This is a genomic window from Streptomyces sp. CC228A, assembly GCF_021390935.1.
Classification (GTDB): Bacteria; Actinomycetota; Actinomycetes; order Streptomycetales; family Streptomycetaceae; genus Streptomyces.
Genome location: NZ_JAJPUI010000022.1, coordinates 1 through 16,693 on the forward strand (window position 1 = coordinate 1; position 16,693 = coordinate 16,693).

Genomic DNA, 16,693 nt, shown 5'->3' on the forward strand with positions numbered 1-16,693 from the left:
GCCCGCCCGCCCGAGTCGGCGGGGGCGGTCTGCCAGCTCATGTCGGCGGCGGAGACCTGTCGGCTCAGGTCGCTCGGGACCGACTGCCAGCTCATGTCACCGGCGGAGAGGGCGGTCGATCCGGAGAGGGCCGAGACGCCGAGTGCGACGGCGAGGGCGGTGACCGCGGCGGCCCGGTGAGCGACGTGGGTGAGGGTCATGGCAGGTTCCTCTTCCGATGAGTGGATCGCTTGTCCCGTTCGGTCCTGCGCCCCGCGGTTGGCGCTGTCCCGTTCGGTGATTCATAGCTAAGCCGCAGCTCAGCGGGGGGAAAAGGGGTTTCGGGTGGACGGAAGGGGCCGTGGACGGTTGCGTCCAACCACCCCCAGGGGGTGCACCGCTGCCGACGCGGACGGGGCCGCTGCCGGTGCCGACGCCCGTGCACGTACGGGGCTGCTGCCGTGCCGACGCCCGTGTACGTACGGGGCTGCTGCCGTGCCGACGCCCGTGTACGTACGGGGGTGCTGCCGTGCCGACGCCCGTGCACGTACGGGGGTGGCTGCGGCTGCCGCCGGCGCCACCGTGCGGGCGGGCGCGGAAGCTAGCGGCTGGGCGTGCCGGGCCAGTCGCCGAGCAGCGCGGGGGCGACCAGCGGGACCCCCACGCTCAGCAGCCGCGCAGGCGGGAGCCAGCGCGCGTCGGCGAGCAGCCGGGCGCACACCCTGCGGGTGTGGTCCTCGGCCTCCCGCAGGCTGTCGGAGAGCAGGTAGAACCCCAGCGTGAACTGGTGCGGAGGGTGAGGATGCACGGAGAGGTGCTCCACCCCGTCGTCGGCCTTCAGTGACCGCCGGGCCAACTCCCGCAGGGCGACCGGGACTTCAGCGGGCGGTTCGATACGGAAGCGGGCGTGTACGAGATACATGCACCCCACGATCCCCGTCGTGGTCGCGTCCTGGTGGAGGCAGGCACGGGCCCCTTCCGGCCATGGCCGGATCCGTCCAGGCCGTGCCGCACGGAAGGCTGGGGCTCCCGGGGCGGCTGGTGTGGAGGGAAACTCCGGTAGGTGCGGGGCATGTGTGGGGATTGGGGCGGTCTGGCATGATCAGGTACGCCAGAGGTGACACTGCTGGGGGGAAGATGTTGACCGAACTAGGCCTCAACGTGACTGCTGAGGCGGTCTACCGCTGCATGCTGTCCCACCCGAAAGCCGGGGTGGCCGTGCTCGCGGAGACGATCGGTGTACCGGAGGGGGAGATCCGGGACGCCCTGGACGAACTGAGCGGGCTCGCTCTCGTGCGGCCCTCCGCCGAGCACGAGGGGCGGCTGAGGGCGGTGTCTCCGGACATCGGCATGGAGATCCTGATGGCGCGCCGCCAGGCCGACCTGGCGGCGCAGCAGCTGCGGTTGGAGGCGTCCAGGGCTGCTGCCGCGCAACTGATCAGCGAATACGCCGAGTTGACGCCCGCGGCCAGTACGCCCGGTGTCGAGCAGCTCATCGGGCTCGACGCGGTGCGGGACCGGCTGGTGACCCTGACGCGCGAGGTCGCCGAGGAGGTCATGGCCTTCTCGCCCGAGCCCGTGCTCACCGAGGCCGCCATCGCCGCGTCGCGGCCGCTGAACGAGGAACTGCTGGGCCGCGGCGTGAGGATGCGGACCATCTATCCGGACAGCGTCCGCAACAGCCGCCACTCGGTCGAGCACGCGAACTGGCTGGCCGGCCTGGGCGGCCAGGTGCGGACGGCGCCGTCGCTGCCCACCCGCATGGTGATCGTGGACCGCAGCACCGCCGTCATCCCCGTGGCGAGCGACAACACCGCCGAGGGGGCGGTGGTGCTCACCGGCCACGGCATGCTCACCGCGCTGTGCGCCCTCTTCGAGACGACGTGGGCGACCGCGCAGCCGCTCGCGGAGGTGCCGGTGTGCGGGCCGAACGGGCTCACCCCGCAGCAGGCGGCGGCGCTCTCGCTGCTCGCCGAGGGGCACACGGACGAGGCGATCGGCAAGCGGCTGGGGGTGTCACCGCGTACGGCACGGCGCATCGCCAACGACCTGATGGAGCGGCTCGGGGCGCGCAGCCGCTTCCAGGCCGGGGTGCGGGCCGTGCAGGAGGGCTGGCTGCCCGCCCGCGCCTGACGGCGTGCACGGCCCCGTGACCGGGGTGCCCCCTTGGGCGCCCCTCGGCTGACTCCCCGGCCGCCGCCGTGCACGGCCCCCGCTGACTCCCCGCTCGGCGTCGCTGCTCCCGGCACCGAACGGTCCGGCCGTGCCTGCCCCCGGTCTGCGCCGCTGCTCACGGCACCGGCGGGGTCCGGCCGTGCCTGCTGGGCGCGGTGCCGGGGCGGGAGGTGTCCGCCGGGCGGTTCAGTGCGTGCCGAGGGGCCAGGTGCCCACCGTCTCGTAGCGAGGGCGGTCGCCGGGGACGCCCGACGTGGGGAGGCTGCTGTGCACCAGGGCCAGTTCCGCCACCTCCCAGCGCCGGCCCTTGAACCGCTCCAGCTCCGCCACGAAGGGCCGCAGGTCCGTGTCCGTCCGGCTGCGGGCCAGCGTCAGGTGCGCCTGGTAGCGGCGGTGCTCCTCCATCGCGACGCCCGAGTGCCGGGCGGCCGCGTCGGTGCGCTCCGCGAGCAGCCGCAGGTCGTCCAGCCCGCCCGCCGCACCGGCCCACAGGGCACGGCGGCCGAACCGTCCGCCCCCGTGGACGCGCAGCGGAACCGTCCCGTGCGGTGCGCCGCCCGCGCCATGCGCGCGGACAGCTCGGGCAGCAGGTCCTCGTCCACCTCGCCCATGAACGCGAGGGTGTAGTGCCAGCCGGAGCGCTCCGTCCACCGTAGTTCGCCGGCGCCCGGGAGGGTGCGCAACTCGTCCACGAGGGCGCCCAGTTCGTCGATCGCACCCTGCGGCGGCAGCACGGCTGCGAATAGCCTCATGCACCTGAGTCTGGCACGCCGGACGGCCCCGGGGGACCGTCCGGTTCGCGTCACGTCGGGGCGGGTGCCTGCGCGGCCGGCCGGCGGTCAGGCGGCGTGGGCCAGCTCGCGGGGACGCCCGGCTGCCGGCGCCCCGGTCGGCGCCGCCGCCCGCGGGACGACCCGCAGATGGGGGCGGCGCTCACCGCTGCGGCGCTCCACCCGGAGCCGTACGCCCGTCGCCCGCGCCAGGAACAGGGCGATCACCACCGCGGCCACCAGCGACACCGCGCCGCCCGCCGCGAACCCGACCCGGGCGCCGTACGCGTCGGTGATCCAGCCCAGCAGCGGCGCGCCGATGGGCGTGCCGCCCGCGAAGACCATCATGTAGAGGCTCATCACGCGGCCGCGCATCACGGGGTCGGTGGCGAGCTGCACGAACGAGTTCGCGGTGACGTTCACGGTCAGACCCACCATGCCGATCGGCACCAGGAACGCCGCGAACAGCCAGAAGGACGGGCTCAGCGCCGCAGCGATCTCCAGGACACCGAAGGCCACGCCGGCACCGGCGAGCATCCGCAGCCGGGACGTGCCGCGCCGCGCCGCGAGCAGCGCGCCGGCCAGGGAGCCGAGCGCCATCAGCGTGTTGAGCAGGCCGTACATGCCGGGGCCCACGTGGAAGACGTCGTCAGCGAAGGCGGTCAGCCAGATCGGGAAGTTGAAGCCGAACGTGCCGACGAAGCCCACGAGGGCGATGGGCCAGATCAGTTCGGGGCGGCCCGCGACGTACCGCAGCCCCTCGCGGAGCTGGCCCTTGCCGCGCGGTGCGCGCTCCACCGGGTGGAGTTCGGCGGGCCGCATCAGGAGGTTGGCGGCGATCGGGGCGAGGAAGGACAGGCCGTTGACCAGGAACGCCCAGCCACTGCCGACCCCGGCGATGAGGAGGCCCGCGACGGCGGGGCCCACGAGGCGGGCGGACTGGAAGTTCGCCGAGTTCAGGCTGACGGCGTTGCGGAGCTGGTCGGGTCCGACCATCTCGGACACGAAGGACTGGCGGCTCGGGTTGTCGACCACGGTGACCATGCCGAGGAGCAGGGCGACGAGGTAGACGTGCCAGACCTGCACGTGTCCCGAGAGCGTGAGCGCGGCGAGGGCGAGCCCGCACAGGCCGAGGGCGCTCTGCGTCACCAGGAGCAGCGTGCGCTTCGGGTACCGGTCGGCGATGACGCCGCCGTACAGGCCGAAGAGCAGCAGCGGAAGGAACTGCAGCGCGGTGGTGATGCCGACGGCCGCCGCGGAGCCGGTGAGGCTCAGGACCAGCCAGTCCTGCGTGATGCGGGCCATCCAGGTGCCGGTGTTGGACACGATGGCGCCGGTGAAGAAGAGGCGGTAGTTGCGCGTCCTGAGGGACGAGAACGTCCCACCGGTGCGCCGTGCGGCCGGGGCGGGGCCCGGGGTGCCTCCGGTGCGGCGTACGTCCGGGCCGGGTACGGAGGTGCCGCCAGTGCGGCGCGCGTCCGGGCCGGGTGCGGGGGTGCCGGGAGCGGCGGCGGTGCCGGGAGTGGCACCGGTGCCGTGCGTGGCCGGACCGGAGGTGGAGGTGCTGCCGCCGGCCGGGGCATCGGAAACGGTACGGGCGCTGCCCGAGGCGGGGGCGCCGGGAGCGATGCGGGCGCCGCCGGTGGCGGGTGTGCCGCTGGGGGCGGCTGCGCGGTGAGCGGCGCCGGCGGCCGGGGCGCCGGGAGCGGCACCGGAGGCGGCCGGGGTGCCGGTGGCGGCGCGGGTGCGGCCGGGGTGGCTGCGCCGTGAGTGGCGCCGGTGGCGTGGGTGCCGGTGGTGGTGTGCGGTGCGGTGTCGTCGGGATGGTGTCCGGGGGCGGAGTCTGCTCCGGTTCCCGTACTCAAAGGGGTTCGCCTCCTCGGCTCGGTTCTCCTTACAGGTGCGCGAGCTTCTCCAGTACCGGAGCGGCTGCGCGCAGCCTGGCCCACTCGTCCTCGTCCAGGCCCTCGGCGAGCGCTGCCAGCCAGGCGTTCCGCTTGCGGCGGGACTCCTCGAGCATGGCGTCGGCCAGCTCGGTCCGGCTGACGACCTTCTGCCGGCGGTCGTCGGGGTGCGGCTCCAGCCGGACCAGTCCCTTGGCCTCCAGCAGCGCGACGATGCGGGTCATCGACGGCGGCTGCACGTGCTCCTTGCGGGCCAGCTCACCGGGGGTGGCCGAGCCGCAGCGGGCCAGGGTGCCCAGGACCGACATCTCGGTCGGGCTGAGCGACTCGTCGACGCGCTGGTGCTTCAGGCGCCGGGACAGCCGCATCACCGAGGAGCGGAGCGCGTTGACGGCGGCGGCGTTGGCAGCGGCCTCGGCGTCGTCGCCGTAGGACAGGTCAGGCATGGTCTTTAGCGTAACTCATTACCCTGTCTAAAGACCAGTCGGATGATCGGATCGCGGGGGTGTGCGGCGAAGGTCACTCCCCGGGGCGCTCCGGAGGGCCGTACTCGGCCCGCGGCCCGGCGAGCCGCCCGGCCACCCGCTCCAGCCACGCGCTCGGCGCGTACGGGGCGGGCGGGTCGACCTCCATGCCGAGATCCGCGAGGGCGAGCGCGTAGTCCGCGTCGTCCAGGTCCAGGGCGAGCAGCTCGTGCACCTCGCCCACCAGCCGGGCCACCAGCCCGGGAGCTGTGGACTGCGCGTAGTCCCGCAGTGCCGCCTCGTGGTCGGCGAACTCGTCGGGCATGTCCTGGGAGAACCAGCCGCCGACGAGCTGGGCGAGCTCGGGGAACCGCGCGCGCCACTCCCAGTGGGTCCGCGGCGGCGACGGAGGCGGCACCACGCCGTCCTCGACGGACCGCTTGATGTGGTCGGCGACGAGGAGCAGCCACGGCTGGATCTCCGCGTCGGACAGCCCCACGTCCGGGACCGGGTAGAACTCGCCGAGGCGCAGCCGCAGCCGGCCCGGCGGGTTGCGGGCGTACTCGCGGATCTGCTGCTCGGCGCTGCCCAGGGCCCAGGGCCGGGTGTGCCAGGTGTGCCGCAGGTACGCCCCGAGCGCCTCGCCCGGCGCCTCCTCCGTGTCGTCGGCGGTCCGGCCGACGTACGCGCTGATCACCTGGTCCAGCTCGCCGTAGCGGCGGTCGAATTCCAGCGGCTTCATGGGCACGGCGGCGTGATCCTAGAGGTAGACGGGGAAGGTGGCGTGGACGACGAACCCGTGGGGGCTCGCCGGTTCCCGGCGCAGCACGATCCGGGCGGCCCGTACGTCCACGGGGTCCCGCCCGGCGAGCATCATCGCCTGCAGCAGCACCCGCCCGACCGGCTCCTCACGGGACGGCCAGGCGGCCTCGATCGTCAGACGCTGCCGCGTGCCCTGGGCGAGCCAGCGGTGGATCGCCTGCTCGTTCCGGGTGACGACGTGCTGGGTGGCCCACTGGGCGGTCTCGCGGTCGGGATAGGTGGAGCTGCGGGTGCGCATGAGTGGACCTTTCGGCTCGGGGCGATCAGTACGCGTTGAACCGCCAGAAGACGCCGACCTCGTCGTCCGACACCGCCACAAGTCCCAGGTCCGAAAGGTAGCCGGTGGCCTGGGAGCCGCCTGTGACGTCGTGGAAGAAGTCCGCGTTCCTGTCGACGGCTGCGTTTCCCGCAGTGGTGTGGAAAGAACAGTCGGGTAGGTAGCGGGAAAGCAGTATGTGTGCGTCCGCCAGGAGGATTTCCTTGCGCTCCGGGAAATCCCTGATGTTCTCCACCTGGAACCATTCATCGGTCATGACGACGAGCAGCTGAGCGGCCGAATATGCGCCCACCTCATGGAGCATTTCCCCGATTCGCGCCTCGGAAGAGACGGTGAAAGGGAACGAGGAGCCGCGTGAGGGATCCGCTGTGTTCTCCTCGCGGTCCCCGTCCATCGCCAACCAGCCGCGCGGGTCAGCCACGGCGCGGGCCATGACGGCCAGCACATCCGTGCGCCAGTCGTCGTGGTGCCGCGGACCATTGGCCACGAACGCGTATTCGTCCTCGAAGAGACGCAGCGCTGCCGCTTCCCATTCCTGTTGTGCGGGCGGGTTCATCACACGTTCCGTGGTTCTGTCAGGGGACCGGCATCGAGGTCAGGACCACGAAGGGCGGGTCCAGGGAGTCATCGTACTTAAGGACGGTCCGGATGCCGGTGACCGGGAGGGCCTTGGCGTTCATCCCTCCCTCCTTGTAGCCGCTCAGCGGGTCGTTCGGATCGACGGGTTGCCTGGACACACTGCGCCCGCTGTACTCCCCGTCGGGTGCCCGCCCGTCGAACGACTTCGGTCTGTCCGTGTTGGTGGGGGGCGGTGGGCCTTCGAGCCATTCCTTGATGGCTCGGGAGTTCTGGTCGATGTTGTGCTGCGTCAGCCGCTGCGCATCCTCCATGTCCGAGAAGGTCGAAGCCGCGCCGATGACCGGCTTGTTGTGGGGCCAGCTCGGTGTGGGCGGCTGGCTCTGGTCCCGCAGGCGCTGTGCGAGCTGCTCGTCCGTCTTGCCCACGTGCTTGTCCAGGGTGTGGCCGTTGTTCATCCACTCGGAGGCCGCCAGGTCCACCTTGTAGACGCCGTTCGCCGTGTCCGCGGGGTCGGTCCACTGGTGCTCCTTGCGGAACTCGTGGAGGGCCCGCCGGCCGAACGCCTCGGCGCGTGCCTCCTGCGCCTCGAACTTCGGCGCGCTGCGCCGGGCTTCCTCCAGCGGGCCGGCGAGCGCGTCCATCTTCGGGACGAGGGCGTTCACCCGCCGGTTGTACTCGTTGACGATCGCGTTGAGCTTGGGGGTGTCGATGTTGAGCACGATGCCCGCGCCGAGCTGGCCCGCCCCCTTGACCACGCTCTTCGCCACGCCCTGGACGAGCCCCTTGAGGTCGTCCATGCCGACGCCGTCCTTGAGGTTCACCTCGATCTTGGGGATGGCGTCCCGGATCGCGTCGGTGTAGACCTCCCACACCTCGCGGTTGATGCAGACGGCCGCCTCCGCGAAGTCGTGGAGGAGGTTGCCCACTTTCTCCGCGGTGTCGAAGAGCACCGCCATCACGGGGTGGCTGGAGGTCGGGGCCGAGCCGGAGTCGTGCTTCCACTCGTAGCCCTGCCGCGACCTGCCCCAGGCGGTCGTGCCCCACAGCGAGCTGCAGAACTGCCGCATGGCGGTGTGCCACTCGCTGTTGCTCTGCTGCGTGATGCTGCTCACGTAGCCCGTCAGCGCGCTCTCGGCCATGGAGAGCGGTGCGGTCATGCCCAGCCATGCCTGCGCGTGAACCAACGGAACCACAGGTTATCGCGGGGCCGTTGACCTGCGGGGATGAACGCACGAAAGCCCCGCCCATGCGCCACGGGGGGAGGCGCACAGACGGGGCGGTCTTGCGGGTCAGTCGGTTACGGGAACGGGCTGATCGGGGGTGTCCAGCCATGCGGACTCTCCCGTTGGGGTCACGGTCAGACCGAACCGTTCCGGGCTGGGACGGTCGTGCAGTGCCCACCAGTCGTGAGCCGCTTCCACCTCGTTCCAGAGCCGACGCGGGCCGTACTGCCACACCGTGAATCGGTCGTCTGACTTCCCGTCACAGTCCACGGCCGCCCACGACGTGGCGCCGGTCGTCGCGACCCACAGCCGGGACGCGACCCTTTCCACGTCGGGGTTGTCGTGCCACGTCCACCACACGTCTCGGAGCTGTAGCCCCACGGCGAACTGTGCGGCCAGGTCGTCACCGGTCACCCGCCACGGCGGAAGGCTGGTGGTCGACTCGTCGGGCTGGTGATCGTCGCGCACCACGTCCCGGTAGATCCGGAGGTCTGTGCGCTGGTTCCTCATGAGCATGAACGCGGAGTGCGGCGAGAACGGGCCCGACGCGGTTCCCGTGTCGTCCACGGTCATGCGCAGCAGCCCGTAGCAGACCCACGGGCTTTCCCACGGGGTGAGGATGATGCCCCCGGGCTTCACCTGGTCGACCCACGGACGCGGGACGGACCGTACGGAGCATGTCGCCACGAGGCGGTCATACGGCGCGTTGTCCGCGTACCCCTCGGCCCCGTCCCCGGTCACCACGGCAGCGGTGACGCCTTCTTTTCGTAGACGTTCCTCGGCTTCCCCTGCCAACGCGGGGTCGATCTCCACGGTCGTCACGTTCCCCGGGCCGGCGACATGGGCCAGGAGACCCGCGTTCCATCCGGTTCCGGTGCCGATCTCCAGGACCCTGTGTCCCTCGTGAACGTCGAGCATGTGCAGCATCCGGAACACGATGCTCGGGGCGCTCGCGGACGATGACGCCCACCGCTCGCCGTCGTCGGGGTCCTCGCCGTCGTTGATCTGCGTCACGACGGAATCGTTGGCGTAGACGGCACGAAGCCACGTTTCCGGGGCGTCCGCCCGGTTGCACGGCACCAGGTCGTCACCCAGAAAGATGCGCTCGGGGACGAACGCGGAGCGGGGAACATTCCATGCCGCACGCTCCCACTCGGGCGTCACCGGCGCGTCCATGTCGTCGTTTACCGCGCCGAGCAGACTGCGCAGGGCGATTCGCTCGGACGCGGCGAATTTCGGTGTCGTCACCTGCGTCAATCTTCCTTCTTGTGCTTCGGTGGGTCCTTCGGCTTGGCGGTGTCGGACGACGGCTTGGACGTGCCCGGGTCCTTTCCCCCGGAGTGCTGCCCGTTGCCTCCGCTGCCGCCCTTACCCGTTCCCCATCCCATGGTGTTCCCTCTCTTGGTTACGTACGGATCTCGGGAACCCGCCCGGTGGAATCAAGTCCCTCCAGGGGCCCTACCGGACGGGCGTGGTGCACCCGAGCGCACCGGTCTGCATCGCGCAAGGTGTGCTCGGGGAGTCTTCGGGGGTTACTTGTCCCCGCCGGAGAACTTCGGGGGCGTACTGCCCTGCGGGAAGTACACGACCCCGGACCGAGGATCTTGGGCCCCGCCGTACTCCGTCCACCAGCCCTCGGGAGAGTCCCTGTACAGGCTGTCAGGGCTGTCGAGAAGGCTCACCAGTTCCGGGGCCGGTAACGGCCGCACAGAACGCCCCTGGAGCCGTGCAGGGGTCACCGGATGCGCCGGTACGGCTTGGCGCACTTGCTGTGCCGGTAGACCACGGCGGGCGGTCCCGACTGCCGTTCCACCGATCCCCGGCGGCAGGGCTCAAGCACTCCGATCGGCTGGTTGCACTCGGGGCAGGACACCCCCTCGGGCGCGTACGTCGCGTACTCGTCCCTGCGGGCGTCCGTGTCTCTGGTCGTACTCGCCATCGCTGGTGTCCCCTCACGTGGTCCGACGACGACCAAGCTAGGGAGGGGGAAGCCCCAACTCCCATGCGATTGCACGAGGTTGCACGCGAGTTATCCGAGAGCGTCCAGCGCCGATGTGATCAGCCCGCGAGCGGCGGCCCCGTAGACGGCCAGCGCCGCCAGTTCGGCGAACGTCTCGGCGTACATGGCCACCTCGCTGGGCTGCGTGATTGTGAGGTAGCCGGAGATCAATTCGACGTTGACTTGGGCTGTGTCGTAGATCCAGAACCCCTCAGCCGGCCAGCGCTCCCGATCGGGCCTCATGGGCACAACTCCCAGGCTGACATTGGGAAGTGAGGCAATCGCGATCAGGTGGCCAAGCTGCCCTGACATGACTTCGGCGCCGCCGATTCCGGCCCGCAACACGGACTCTTCAACGAGGAATGCGAACCGCCGATCGCCTTCGTACAGCACCCGCTGACGTTCCATGCGAGCGGCTACGGCGTCGGCCACATCATCCACCAGGCCGCGCCGTCGCTGGATCGCTTGGAGCGCTGCCGTGGTGTACGGCTGCGTCTGGATCATGCCGGGTACGAGCCACGACGAGTAGGAACGGAAACGGCGGGTCCGTTGGTACAGCGGCAAACGCGCTTCCTGCGCCTGCTTGAGCCCGGCCCTCTCCATACGGCGCCAGTCGACCCACATGCCCTCAGCGGTCCGCAGCGAGGCGATCAGGTCCTCGGTCTGGTCCTCGGCACCGCACGCCTGACACCAGGCCCGAATGTCGTCAGCGGACGGGGGTGTCTTGGCGTTCATGATCCGCGACGACTTGGACCGGCTCCACCCGCAGCGCTCGGCCAGGTCGAGACCGGTCAGCCCGGCATCCCGGCAGAGATCCGCGAGACGTTTCGCGAGAGCCTGCCGGGCCTGCTGGGCACTGGAAGATGCGGAGACAGCCATGGGTACGTGATCAGGCGGGCCGGTACTCCGCGTGAGGAATCGCGCGCTCCCACGCTGCCTCATACGCGCTGACGTACTGCGCGGCCAACATCGGATCGTGCACGACTTCCATCCGCGCGCCCGTCCACTGACCCTCGCCGCTGAAGTGGTGGAGGATCACGGTTTCCTCATCCATGACCCACCCGTCCAGGGCGGGGAGCAGCAGACCACGCGCCCGCGAGCGCGGCAGCCAACGGACGTCCTCGCCGGCTGCGACATTCGTAAAGGTGCCGTCGTACTCGTATCGGACGTAGTCGCTCAGCGGCTCCGAGACCACCCGCAGACGGCGCATGACGACACCCCGCCTAGTCGTCTCGGCCACCACGTCCAACCACGACCGCCACCACGACTCGCGGTCTGCCGGGTCGTACCGGTGCCCTTGCTGCCAACGGATGAACTCCGGATCATCGCGCATGTAGCTGTCCCGCATCTCAAGGTGCATCGCCGAGCGCTGCGCCTTGGCGAGGCATTCACGTACCGCTGTTGCCACCGTTGTCCTCACTGTCCGGACGGGGGATGAACTGGAGCATGTTCGCAGGGAGTCGGATCACGGTCTCGTGGTCCGGAACGTCCGTCGAGTGACCCGGCACCGAGCCGACTTCCTGTGCCTGCCGGATCGTCTCCTCGTCAGCCTTCCATGACTGGATGATGAGGTCACCGGTCGTATCGTCCTGCCAGATCGTGGGCGAGCCGTCATCGGGGGTGTTGGGCCAAATCCCCAGGAACTTTAGGGCCATTGGGCACTCTCCTAGCGAGTCGGTTGCACGGGTGTGCACGAGCCTCACCCTGTGGCGCGACCAGCGTCAAGGGCGCGTTGAGACATGTACGGGAGCAACTCCAGGACGCAGCAGCCCCGGGCCCGAACGCAGAAGAGCCCCGCACCCGCTGCCCTGAGGGGGTGGCGAGTGCGGGACTCTTACTGCGACGTCCTGTGGAACTCCTCACGTCGGAAACAGGTTGAGGGCCGAGTGTGCGGCCCCGCGAAAATGTTCCAAAGAGCCATGCGAGTTTGTTGCCTCCCTGCCGTGCTTCCAGGACACGGGAGGGGGGTCCCCGCCTGGGGCAGGGTCACGAGCGGCGAGGACGGACACGCTCGGCAGCCCATCCGCCGGGCTGGTGCTTCGCGGCACGTCCGGGTGCGGAGTGGAGAGCCTGTCCGCCTCGGCGTCCACGTCCACCTCCGCCTGGACCCTCCGGAAGCTCTCCATGATCTCCAGGTCCTGCTCCGAGAAGCCGTCCCTGCTCAGGCGTACGGCCTGTTCGAGCCGCTGCATGACGAGACGGATCCGCACGGCCTCCTCGGCGGTGTCGCGGTGCAGTTTCCGGTACGCCCGCGCCGCGGGCCCGCGCCAGCCGGCCTCGATGCTGTCGACGATCGCGTCCATCCGCCTGACCTGCTTGTCGAGGTGCTCCTGCATGGCGCCGAGGTCGTCGGCGAGCGCGGTGAGCTTGTCACTCTTCGCCTTGAGTGTGGGCTGCTCCATGCCTCTCCCGCTCAACACTGGTCAACTTCAGGCCTCCCCAGGCAACTTCCGTCACCATAGCGAACGCGGGTAGCGGTGGTCGCACGGCGAAGCCCCCGTCAGCCGCGGGGCCCGGCCCGCGGGATCCTGTGGCCAGGTCGACTCGCGATAGCGTCAGGATCGGTCACCTTCTGTCAGTTGCTGAGGAATCATCATGTCCCATCCGAGCCTTCCGCCGCCGCCTCCCCCTGTGCACCTGCGCACATGGCCCGACCGGGACGCCCTGGTGGCGGACCGGGCCAGGGCGCTCGCCGTCCTCTCGCAGCGCGGGCTGGGGTTCGGGCGGTTGGCGCTGCTGTGGCTGCTGGGCTGTACGGCGGCCCTGGGCTGGGTGCTGCTCACCCTCCCGCTGCAGGGGCTCGGGCCGCAGGGCGACAGGATGATGCTGATGACGGCGCCGATCCTCGCGCCCCTGGGGCTGGGGGCGCTCGTCACCGCGGTGCTCCTGGTGGTGCGCGGCGCACGGCGCGACCGGGAGGTGTACCGGCGCATGGGGGAGTGGCGTGCGCTGGACCGCGACCCCGCCGCGGACGCGGGTCTGCGTGCGCCGGGGCGCAGCCTCGCCTGGCTGCTGCTGTCCCTCGTCCCGTGCGTGCTGGGACTGTGGGCGTCCTTCGGCACGGCCGCCGCGGCCCGTACGGTCCAGGACGCCGTGCTCGGCATGGGCGCCGGGGTGTTCCTGTGGGTGACCGGGCTGCTCGGGGCCGCCAAGGCGTTCCGGCACCGGCGGTGGGTGCTGGGGAACGCGTCCGGGCGCTTCGGTCACTCGTAGGAGTGACAATCCTACGAAAAGGCTCCCGCGGGCGAAGAGCGGCCCGCGACGCTGTCGGGCATGGAGCTCGCGGGGACGTCAGGAACGTCAGCATCGGCAGGGACGACGGGGGCGCCGGGGACGACGGGGGCGCCGGGGACCGCAGGGGCCACCGCGGCCGTGGCGGGGGCGGTGGGCGTCCCGGCCAGGGGCTCGGGCGGCACCGGACCGGCCGGGTCGACGGTGCTGAGCCTGCGGATGGACGAGGGGCTCCTCGACCGGGTCAGGCAGCACGCGGCCAGAAGCGGAATGAGCGTCCAGGACTATGTGGTCCGGACGCTCATCCGCGCGGATTTCGACGAGCGCTTCAGCGCGGCCGTCGACGAGACGCAGAGGTTCTACGGCGCGACGCGCCTCACGTGAGGCCCGGGGCAGGCATCCCGGCAGGACCCGCGTGAGGCCCAGGCCGGCCGGCCCGCCCCGGGGCCGGCTGAGGCGGGGCCCGCCTCAGCCGCGGCAGTCCTACGTGAGGCCCAGGGCCGGCATCGCGTAGAAGAAGACGAACACCGCCGACACGGCGTACATCGCGACCGGCACCTCACGGCCCCGCCCGGCGGCGAGCCGCAGCACGCTGAACGCGATGAAGCCGATCCCGATGCCGTTGGTGATGGAGTACGTGAACGGCATCATCACCATCGCCAGGAACGCCGGGACGGCGATCGTGAAGTCGCTCCAGTCGATGTCCTTGACCGAACCGGCCAGGATCAGGAAGCCGACCGCGACGAGCGCGGGGGTGGCCGCCTGGGACGGCACCATGGTGGCCAGCGGGGTGAGGAACAGGGCGACGGCGAAGAGGCCGCCCGTCACGACCGACGCCAGGCCCGTGCGGGCGCCCTCGCCGACACCCGCCGTCGACTCGACGTAGCAGGTGGTGGCGGAGGACGAGGTGGCGCCGCCGGTGGCGACGGCGAGGCCGTCCACCAGCAGGACCTTGTTGATGCCGGGGAACTCGCCGTCCTTGTCCACGAGCTTGGCCTCGTCGCCGACGCCCAGGATCGTGCCCATCGCGTCGAAGAAGCAGGACAGCAGGACGGTGAAGACGAACAGCGAGCCGGTGAGCAGGCCCACCTTGCCGAAGCCGCCGAAGAGGCTGACCTGGCCCACGAGCCCGAAGTCGGGGGTGGAGAAGGGGTTGCCGGGCCACTCCGGCGTGGTGAGGCCCCAGGACGGGACGTCGGCGAGGGCGTGCACGGCCATCGCGGCGACCGTCATCACGACGATCGAGATCAGGATCGCGCCGGGCACCTTGCGGATCAGCAGGGCCAGGGTGAGCAGCGTGCCGACGGCGAAGACCAGGACGGGCCAGCCGTTGAGGTGCCCGTCGGAACCGAGCTGGAGCGGCACGGTGGTGTGGGCGGCGTCCGGGATGCGGGAGACGAAGCCCGAGTCCACGAGGCCGATCAGCATGATGAAGAGGCCGATGCCGATGGCTATGCCCTTGCGCAGGCCGAGGGGCACGGCGTTCATGACGCGCTCGCGCAGGCCGGTGGCCACGAGGAGCATCACGACGAAGCCCGCGAGGACCACCATGCCCATGGCGTCCGGCCAGGACATGTTCGGGGCGAGCTGGAGCGCGACGACCGTGTTGACGCCGAGGCCGGCGGCGAGGGCGATGGGGACGTTGCCGATGACGCCCATGAGGAGCGTCGTGAACGCCGCGCTCAGGACGGTGGCCGTGACGAGCTCGCCGCCGTCGAGCTGGTTCCCGTACATGTCCTTGGCGCTGCCGAGGATGATCGGGTTCAGCACGATGATGTAGGCCATCGCGAAGAAGGTGGCGAAGCCGCCGCGGACCTCGCGGCCGACGGTGGAACCGCGCTCGGAGATCCTGAAGAACCGGTCCAGGGCGCTGGAGCCGCCGTCGGCGCCCGCGGGCGGCTGCGGCTTCGGCTGCTCGGGGGTGACCGGCTGCGCGGTGACCGAGGAGGGCATGCGGAACCTCGTGGTGCTGGGGTGGGGGCGGGGGTGGTGCGGTGCCGGAGAAGCGATCTCTTTGTGCTCTCTTTGTGCGTTCATACGAGCAAAAAGGTTCACCGGCAAACTGCTTCAGTATGAATGTATGAATGGCGTGATCGCCATCTCCGCGCGTAGAACGCGGGTGCGCGGCGGCGGGCGCGGGTGTTGCGGCGGGTGCGGGTGCGGGTGCGGGTGCGGGTGCGGGCGGTGGGCGCGGGGTGCGGCCGGCCGCCGCATACGATGGCGGTATGGCGAAGTGGACCCCCAGCACGAGGCGCCCGAACCCCTGGAGGGGCCGGTCGTCGCCACCATCACCGGCGGCACGGTCGTGTGGTTCGCGCTGTTCCTGGTGCAGGTCCCCTCCTACGGCTGGTTCGCGGACCGCGGCTGGGAGAACTGGGTCTGGACCTGCCTCGCCGGCGGCGCCCTGGGCCTGCTCGGCATCTGGTACGTCCGCAAGCGCGACGCCGCCATCAGGCGTTCCCAGGCGGCGGGCCCCGGCGGCGATCGCCCGGCGGCCGGGACGGACGCGTAGCCGCGCCACCCGGAGGCGGCGCGGCCGGCGCGGAGCGGTGGGGTGGAGCGGGGCCGGGGGGAAGTCGGGCCCGCTCCGTCAGCTCAGCAGGCGTCCACCCAGTCGTGGGAGGAGACGTTGTCGTTCACCCGCTGGCCCTGGCCGCGGCCGGGAGCGGTGAAGACGGTGCCCGCGGCGTTGAGGTTCGGGATGGACTGGCCCTGCTGGAGGCACGCCCACGAACCGGTCATGGCCAGGCCGTAGAACAGCCGGACGTCCTCCCTGCGGCCGGGGAAGCCGTTGTTCCAGACGTCGGAGACCCTGTTCCGGCAGCCCGCCCAGTTGGCGTTCTCCCCGTTCCAGCGGCAGTGCATCCCGCCGGCGTGCGCGTGCTCCCACGCGTAGAGGAAGCCGTCGGGAGCCGGCGCGGCCGCGGCGGTGGCGGAGGTCTCGGAGGCGGCGGTCACGCCGTGCGCGGCCTGCGCCTCGACGCCGACGAGCGCAGACGCCGTCACGGCCAGCAGCGCGGTGAGAGTGGTGCGGATCCTTCGCATGGTGGTTCACCTTCCGGTGGTGTCGGTCCGCTGTCACGAGCGGACGGGTGATGCAGATGCAGACGGGGGCGGGTGTGGGTGCGGGTGTGGGTTGGGTGAGTAGCGGCCGGTGGTGGGTGGTGGCTCGTGGTCGGTGGTCGGTGGTCGGTGGTGCGGGGAGGCGCGGGTGCGGGGGCTTTCGGTGCGTGGGGCCGGGCGGCCGGGCGGTGCGGGTCGGGGTACGGC

At 71.2% G+C, this 16,693-nt stretch carries 19 protein-coding genes and 3 pseudogenes; 4 read left to right on the top strand and 18 right to left on the bottom strand.

All coding sequences use genetic code 11. The features are described 5' to 3' along the window. Together L6E17_RS30185 and L6E17_RS30190 are read right to left on the bottom strand one after the other, a co-directional pair. Nucleotides 1-200, bottom strand: a pseudogene (locus L6E17_RS30185) (hypothetical protein); the annotation flags it as partial. Nucleotides 201-580: 380 nt separating this feature from the next. After that, nucleotides 581-901, bottom strand: a complete 321-nt coding sequence (locus L6E17_RS30190; RefSeq protein WP_236243789.1) for a hypothetical protein — start codon at nucleotides 899-901, stop codon at nucleotides 581-583. A 215-nt stretch (nucleotides 902-1,116) separates the two neighbouring features. Between L6E17_RS30190 and L6E17_RS30195 the strand changes: the two genes are divergently transcribed. Further along, nucleotides 1,117-2,112: a helix-turn-helix domain-containing protein gene (locus L6E17_RS30195; protein WP_236243790.1), complete on the top strand. Its 996-nt coding sequence runs from the start codon at nucleotides 1,117-1,119 to the stop codon at nucleotides 2,110-2,112. 228 nt (nucleotides 2,113-2,340) lie between these two features. Here L6E17_RS30195 and thpR read toward each other — a convergent pair. From thpR to L6E17_RS31275, 14 genes and pseudogenes are all read right to left on the bottom strand, one after another. Then, nucleotides 2,341-2,906: pseudogene (gene thpR / locus L6E17_RS30200) on the bottom strand (RNA 2',3'-cyclic phosphodiesterase). 87 nt (nucleotides 2,907-2,993) lie between these two features. Then, nucleotides 2,994-4,253 (bottom strand): MFS transporter, encoded by a 1,260-nt coding sequence (locus tag L6E17_RS30205; protein ID WP_236243803.1) that lies wholly within the window; start codon nucleotides 4,251-4,253, stop codon nucleotides 2,994-2,996. Between the two features lie 565 nt (nucleotides 4,254-4,818). Next, nucleotides 4,819-5,274: a MarR family winged helix-turn-helix transcriptional regulator gene (locus L6E17_RS30210; RefSeq protein WP_071267894.1), complete on the bottom strand. Its 456-nt coding sequence runs from the start codon at nucleotides 5,272-5,274 to the stop codon at nucleotides 4,819-4,821. A gap of 73 nt (nucleotides 5,275-5,347) precedes the next feature. Next, nucleotides 5,348-6,040: a contact-dependent growth inhibition system immunity protein gene (locus L6E17_RS30215; RefSeq protein ID WP_236243791.1), complete on the bottom strand. Its 693-nt coding sequence runs from the start codon at nucleotides 6,038-6,040 to the stop codon at nucleotides 5,348-5,350. Nucleotides 6,041-6,052: 12 nt separating this feature from the next. Further along, on the bottom strand, nucleotides 6,053-6,352 hold the full coding sequence (locus tag L6E17_RS30220; protein WP_236243792.1) for an RNase A-like domain-containing protein: 300 nt from the start codon (nucleotides 6,350-6,352) through the stop codon (nucleotides 6,053-6,055). A gap of 25 nt (nucleotides 6,353-6,377) precedes the next feature. Next, a complete protein-coding gene (locus L6E17_RS30225; RefSeq protein WP_236243793.1) occupies nucleotides 6,378-6,947 on the bottom strand; it encodes a hypothetical protein in 570 nt (189 codons plus the stop codon). A gap of 19 nt (nucleotides 6,948-6,966) precedes the next feature. After that, on the bottom strand, nucleotides 6,967-8,127 hold the full coding sequence (locus tag L6E17_RS30230) for an RNase A-like domain-containing protein (RefSeq protein WP_236243794.1): 1,161 nt from the start codon (nucleotides 8,125-8,127) through the stop codon (nucleotides 6,967-6,969). 132 nt (nucleotides 8,128-8,259) lie between these two features. Continuing rightward, nucleotides 8,260-9,441 (bottom strand): methyltransferase domain-containing protein, encoded by a 1,182-nt coding sequence (locus L6E17_RS30235; protein WP_236243795.1) that lies wholly within the window; start codon nucleotides 9,439-9,441, stop codon nucleotides 8,260-8,262. Between the two features lie 5 nt (nucleotides 9,442-9,446). Beyond that, entirely contained in the window at nucleotides 9,447-9,581 is a 135-nt protein-coding gene (locus tag L6E17_RS30775) for a hypothetical protein (RefSeq protein WP_268985813.1), read from the bottom strand. Between the two features lie 347 nt (nucleotides 9,582-9,928). Continuing rightward, nucleotides 9,929-10,132 carry a hypothetical protein gene (locus L6E17_RS30240; protein WP_236243796.1) on the bottom strand — a complete coding sequence of 68 codons (204 nt, stop codon included), beginning with the start codon at nucleotides 10,130-10,132 and terminating at the stop codon, nucleotides 9,929-9,931. 90 nt (nucleotides 10,133-10,222) lie between these two features. Continuing rightward, nucleotides 10,223-11,071: a helix-turn-helix transcriptional regulator gene (locus L6E17_RS30245; RefSeq protein ID WP_236243797.1), complete on the bottom strand. Its 849-nt coding sequence runs from the start codon at nucleotides 11,069-11,071 to the stop codon at nucleotides 10,223-10,225. A 10-nt stretch (nucleotides 11,072-11,081) separates the two neighbouring features. Continuing rightward, complete coding sequence (locus L6E17_RS30250; RefSeq protein WP_374109191.1) at nucleotides 11,082-11,600, bottom strand: DUF6879 family protein; 519 nt, start codon at nucleotides 11,598-11,600, stop codon at nucleotides 11,082-11,084. Then, the gene (locus L6E17_RS30255) at nucleotides 11,581-11,847 is read right to left on the bottom strand and encodes a hypothetical protein (RefSeq protein WP_236243798.1); all 267 of its coding nucleotides are present in this window, start codon (nucleotides 11,845-11,847) and stop codon (nucleotides 11,581-11,583) included. Before L6E17_RS30255 ends, L6E17_RS30250 begins: the two co-directional genes overlap by 20 nt. Nucleotides 11,848-12,051: 204 nt before the next feature. After that, a complete protein-coding gene (locus L6E17_RS31275) occupies nucleotides 12,052-12,594 on the bottom strand; it encodes a WXG100 family type VII secretion target (RefSeq protein ID WP_308315955.1) in 543 nt (180 codons plus the stop codon). A 193-nt stretch (nucleotides 12,595-12,787) separates the two neighbouring features. Here L6E17_RS31275 and L6E17_RS30265 point away from each other — a divergent pair, with 193 nt between their 5' ends. Then, nucleotides 12,788-13,405 carry a hypothetical protein gene (locus L6E17_RS30265; protein ID WP_236243799.1) on the top strand — a complete coding sequence of 206 codons (618 nt, stop codon included), beginning with the start codon at nucleotides 12,788-12,790 and terminating at the stop codon, nucleotides 13,403-13,405. A gap of 237 nt (nucleotides 13,406-13,642) precedes the next feature. After that, nucleotides 13,643-13,807, top strand: coding sequence for a ribbon-helix-helix protein, CopG family (locus L6E17_RS30270; RefSeq protein WP_236243805.1), 165 nt, complete (start codon nucleotides 13,643-13,645; stop codon nucleotides 13,805-13,807). Nucleotides 13,808-13,906: 99 nt separating this feature from the next. On the opposite strand, the gene L6E17_RS30275 is transcribed toward L6E17_RS30270, so the two are convergent. After that, on the bottom strand, nucleotides 13,907-15,376 hold the full coding sequence (locus L6E17_RS30275; RefSeq protein ID WP_236243800.1) for an NCS2 family permease: 1,470 nt from the start codon (nucleotides 15,374-15,376) through the stop codon (nucleotides 13,907-13,909). Nucleotides 15,377-15,648: 272 nt separating this feature from the next. Here L6E17_RS30275 and L6E17_RS30280 point away from each other — a divergent pair. Then, nucleotides 15,649-15,935: pseudogene (locus tag L6E17_RS30280) on the top strand (DUF2530 domain-containing protein). Between the two features lie 83 nt (nucleotides 15,936-16,018). On the opposite strand, the gene L6E17_RS30285 reads toward L6E17_RS30280, so the two are convergent. Beyond that, a complete protein-coding gene (locus L6E17_RS30285) occupies nucleotides 16,019-16,468 on the bottom strand; it encodes a peptidase inhibitor family I36 protein (RefSeq protein WP_236243802.1) in 450 nt (149 codons plus the stop codon). Nucleotides 16,469-16,693 lie beyond the last annotated feature (225 nt).

Excerpts from the sequence above, each read along its gene's own strand:
- L6E17_RS30190 (WP_236243789.1), bottom strand. The coding sequence starts at position 901 with ATGTATCTCGTACACGCCCGCTTCCGTATCGAACCGCCCGCTGAAGTC.
- L6E17_RS30195 (WP_236243790.1), top strand. The coding sequence starts at position 1,117 with ATGTTGACCGAACTAGGCCTCAACGTGACTGCTGAGGCGGTCTACCGC.
- L6E17_RS30210 (WP_071267894.1), bottom strand. The coding sequence starts at position 5,274 with ATGCCTGACCTGTCCTACGGCGACGACGCCGAGGCCGCTGCCAACGCC.
- L6E17_RS30220 (WP_236243792.1), bottom strand. The coding sequence starts at position 6,352 with ATGCGCACCCGCAGCTCCACCTATCCCGACCGCGAGACCGCCCAGTGG.
- L6E17_RS30225 (WP_236243793.1), bottom strand. The coding sequence starts at position 6,947 with ATGAACCCGCCCGCACAACAGGAATGGGAAGCGGCAGCGCTGCGTCTC.
- L6E17_RS30230 (WP_236243794.1), bottom strand. The coding sequence starts at position 8,127 with ATGACCGCACCGCTCTCCATGGCCGAGAGCGCGCTGACGGGCTACGTG.
- L6E17_RS30775 (WP_268985813.1), bottom strand. The coding sequence starts at position 9,581 with ATGGGATGGGGAACGGGTAAGGGCGGCAGCGGAGGCAACGGGCAGCAC.
- L6E17_RS30240 (WP_236243796.1), bottom strand. The coding sequence starts at position 10,132 with ATGGCGAGTACGACCAGAGACACGGACGCCCGCAGGGACGAGTACGCG.
- L6E17_RS30245 (WP_236243797.1), bottom strand. The coding sequence starts at position 11,071 with ATGGCTGTCTCCGCATCTTCCAGTGCCCAGCAGGCCCGGCAGGCTCTC.
- L6E17_RS30255 (WP_236243798.1), bottom strand. The coding sequence starts at position 11,847 with ATGGCCCTAAAGTTCCTGGGGATTTGGCCCAACACCCCCGATGACGGC.
- L6E17_RS31275 (WP_308315955.1), bottom strand. The coding sequence starts at position 12,594 with ATGGAGCAGCCCACACTCAAGGCGAAGAGTGACAAGCTCACCGCGCTC.
- L6E17_RS30265 (WP_236243799.1), top strand. The coding sequence starts at position 12,788 with ATGTCCCATCCGAGCCTTCCGCCGCCGCCTCCCCCTGTGCACCTGCGC.
- L6E17_RS30270 (WP_236243805.1), top strand. The coding sequence starts at position 13,643 with ATGGACGAGGGGCTCCTCGACCGGGTCAGGCAGCACGCGGCCAGAAGC.
- L6E17_RS30275 (WP_236243800.1), bottom strand. The coding sequence starts at position 15,376 with ATGCCCTCCTCGGTCACCGCGCAGCCGGTCACCCCCGAGCAGCCGAAG.
- L6E17_RS30285 (WP_236243802.1), bottom strand. The coding sequence starts at position 16,468 with ATGCGAAGGATCCGCACCACTCTCACCGCGCTGCTGGCCGTGACGGCG.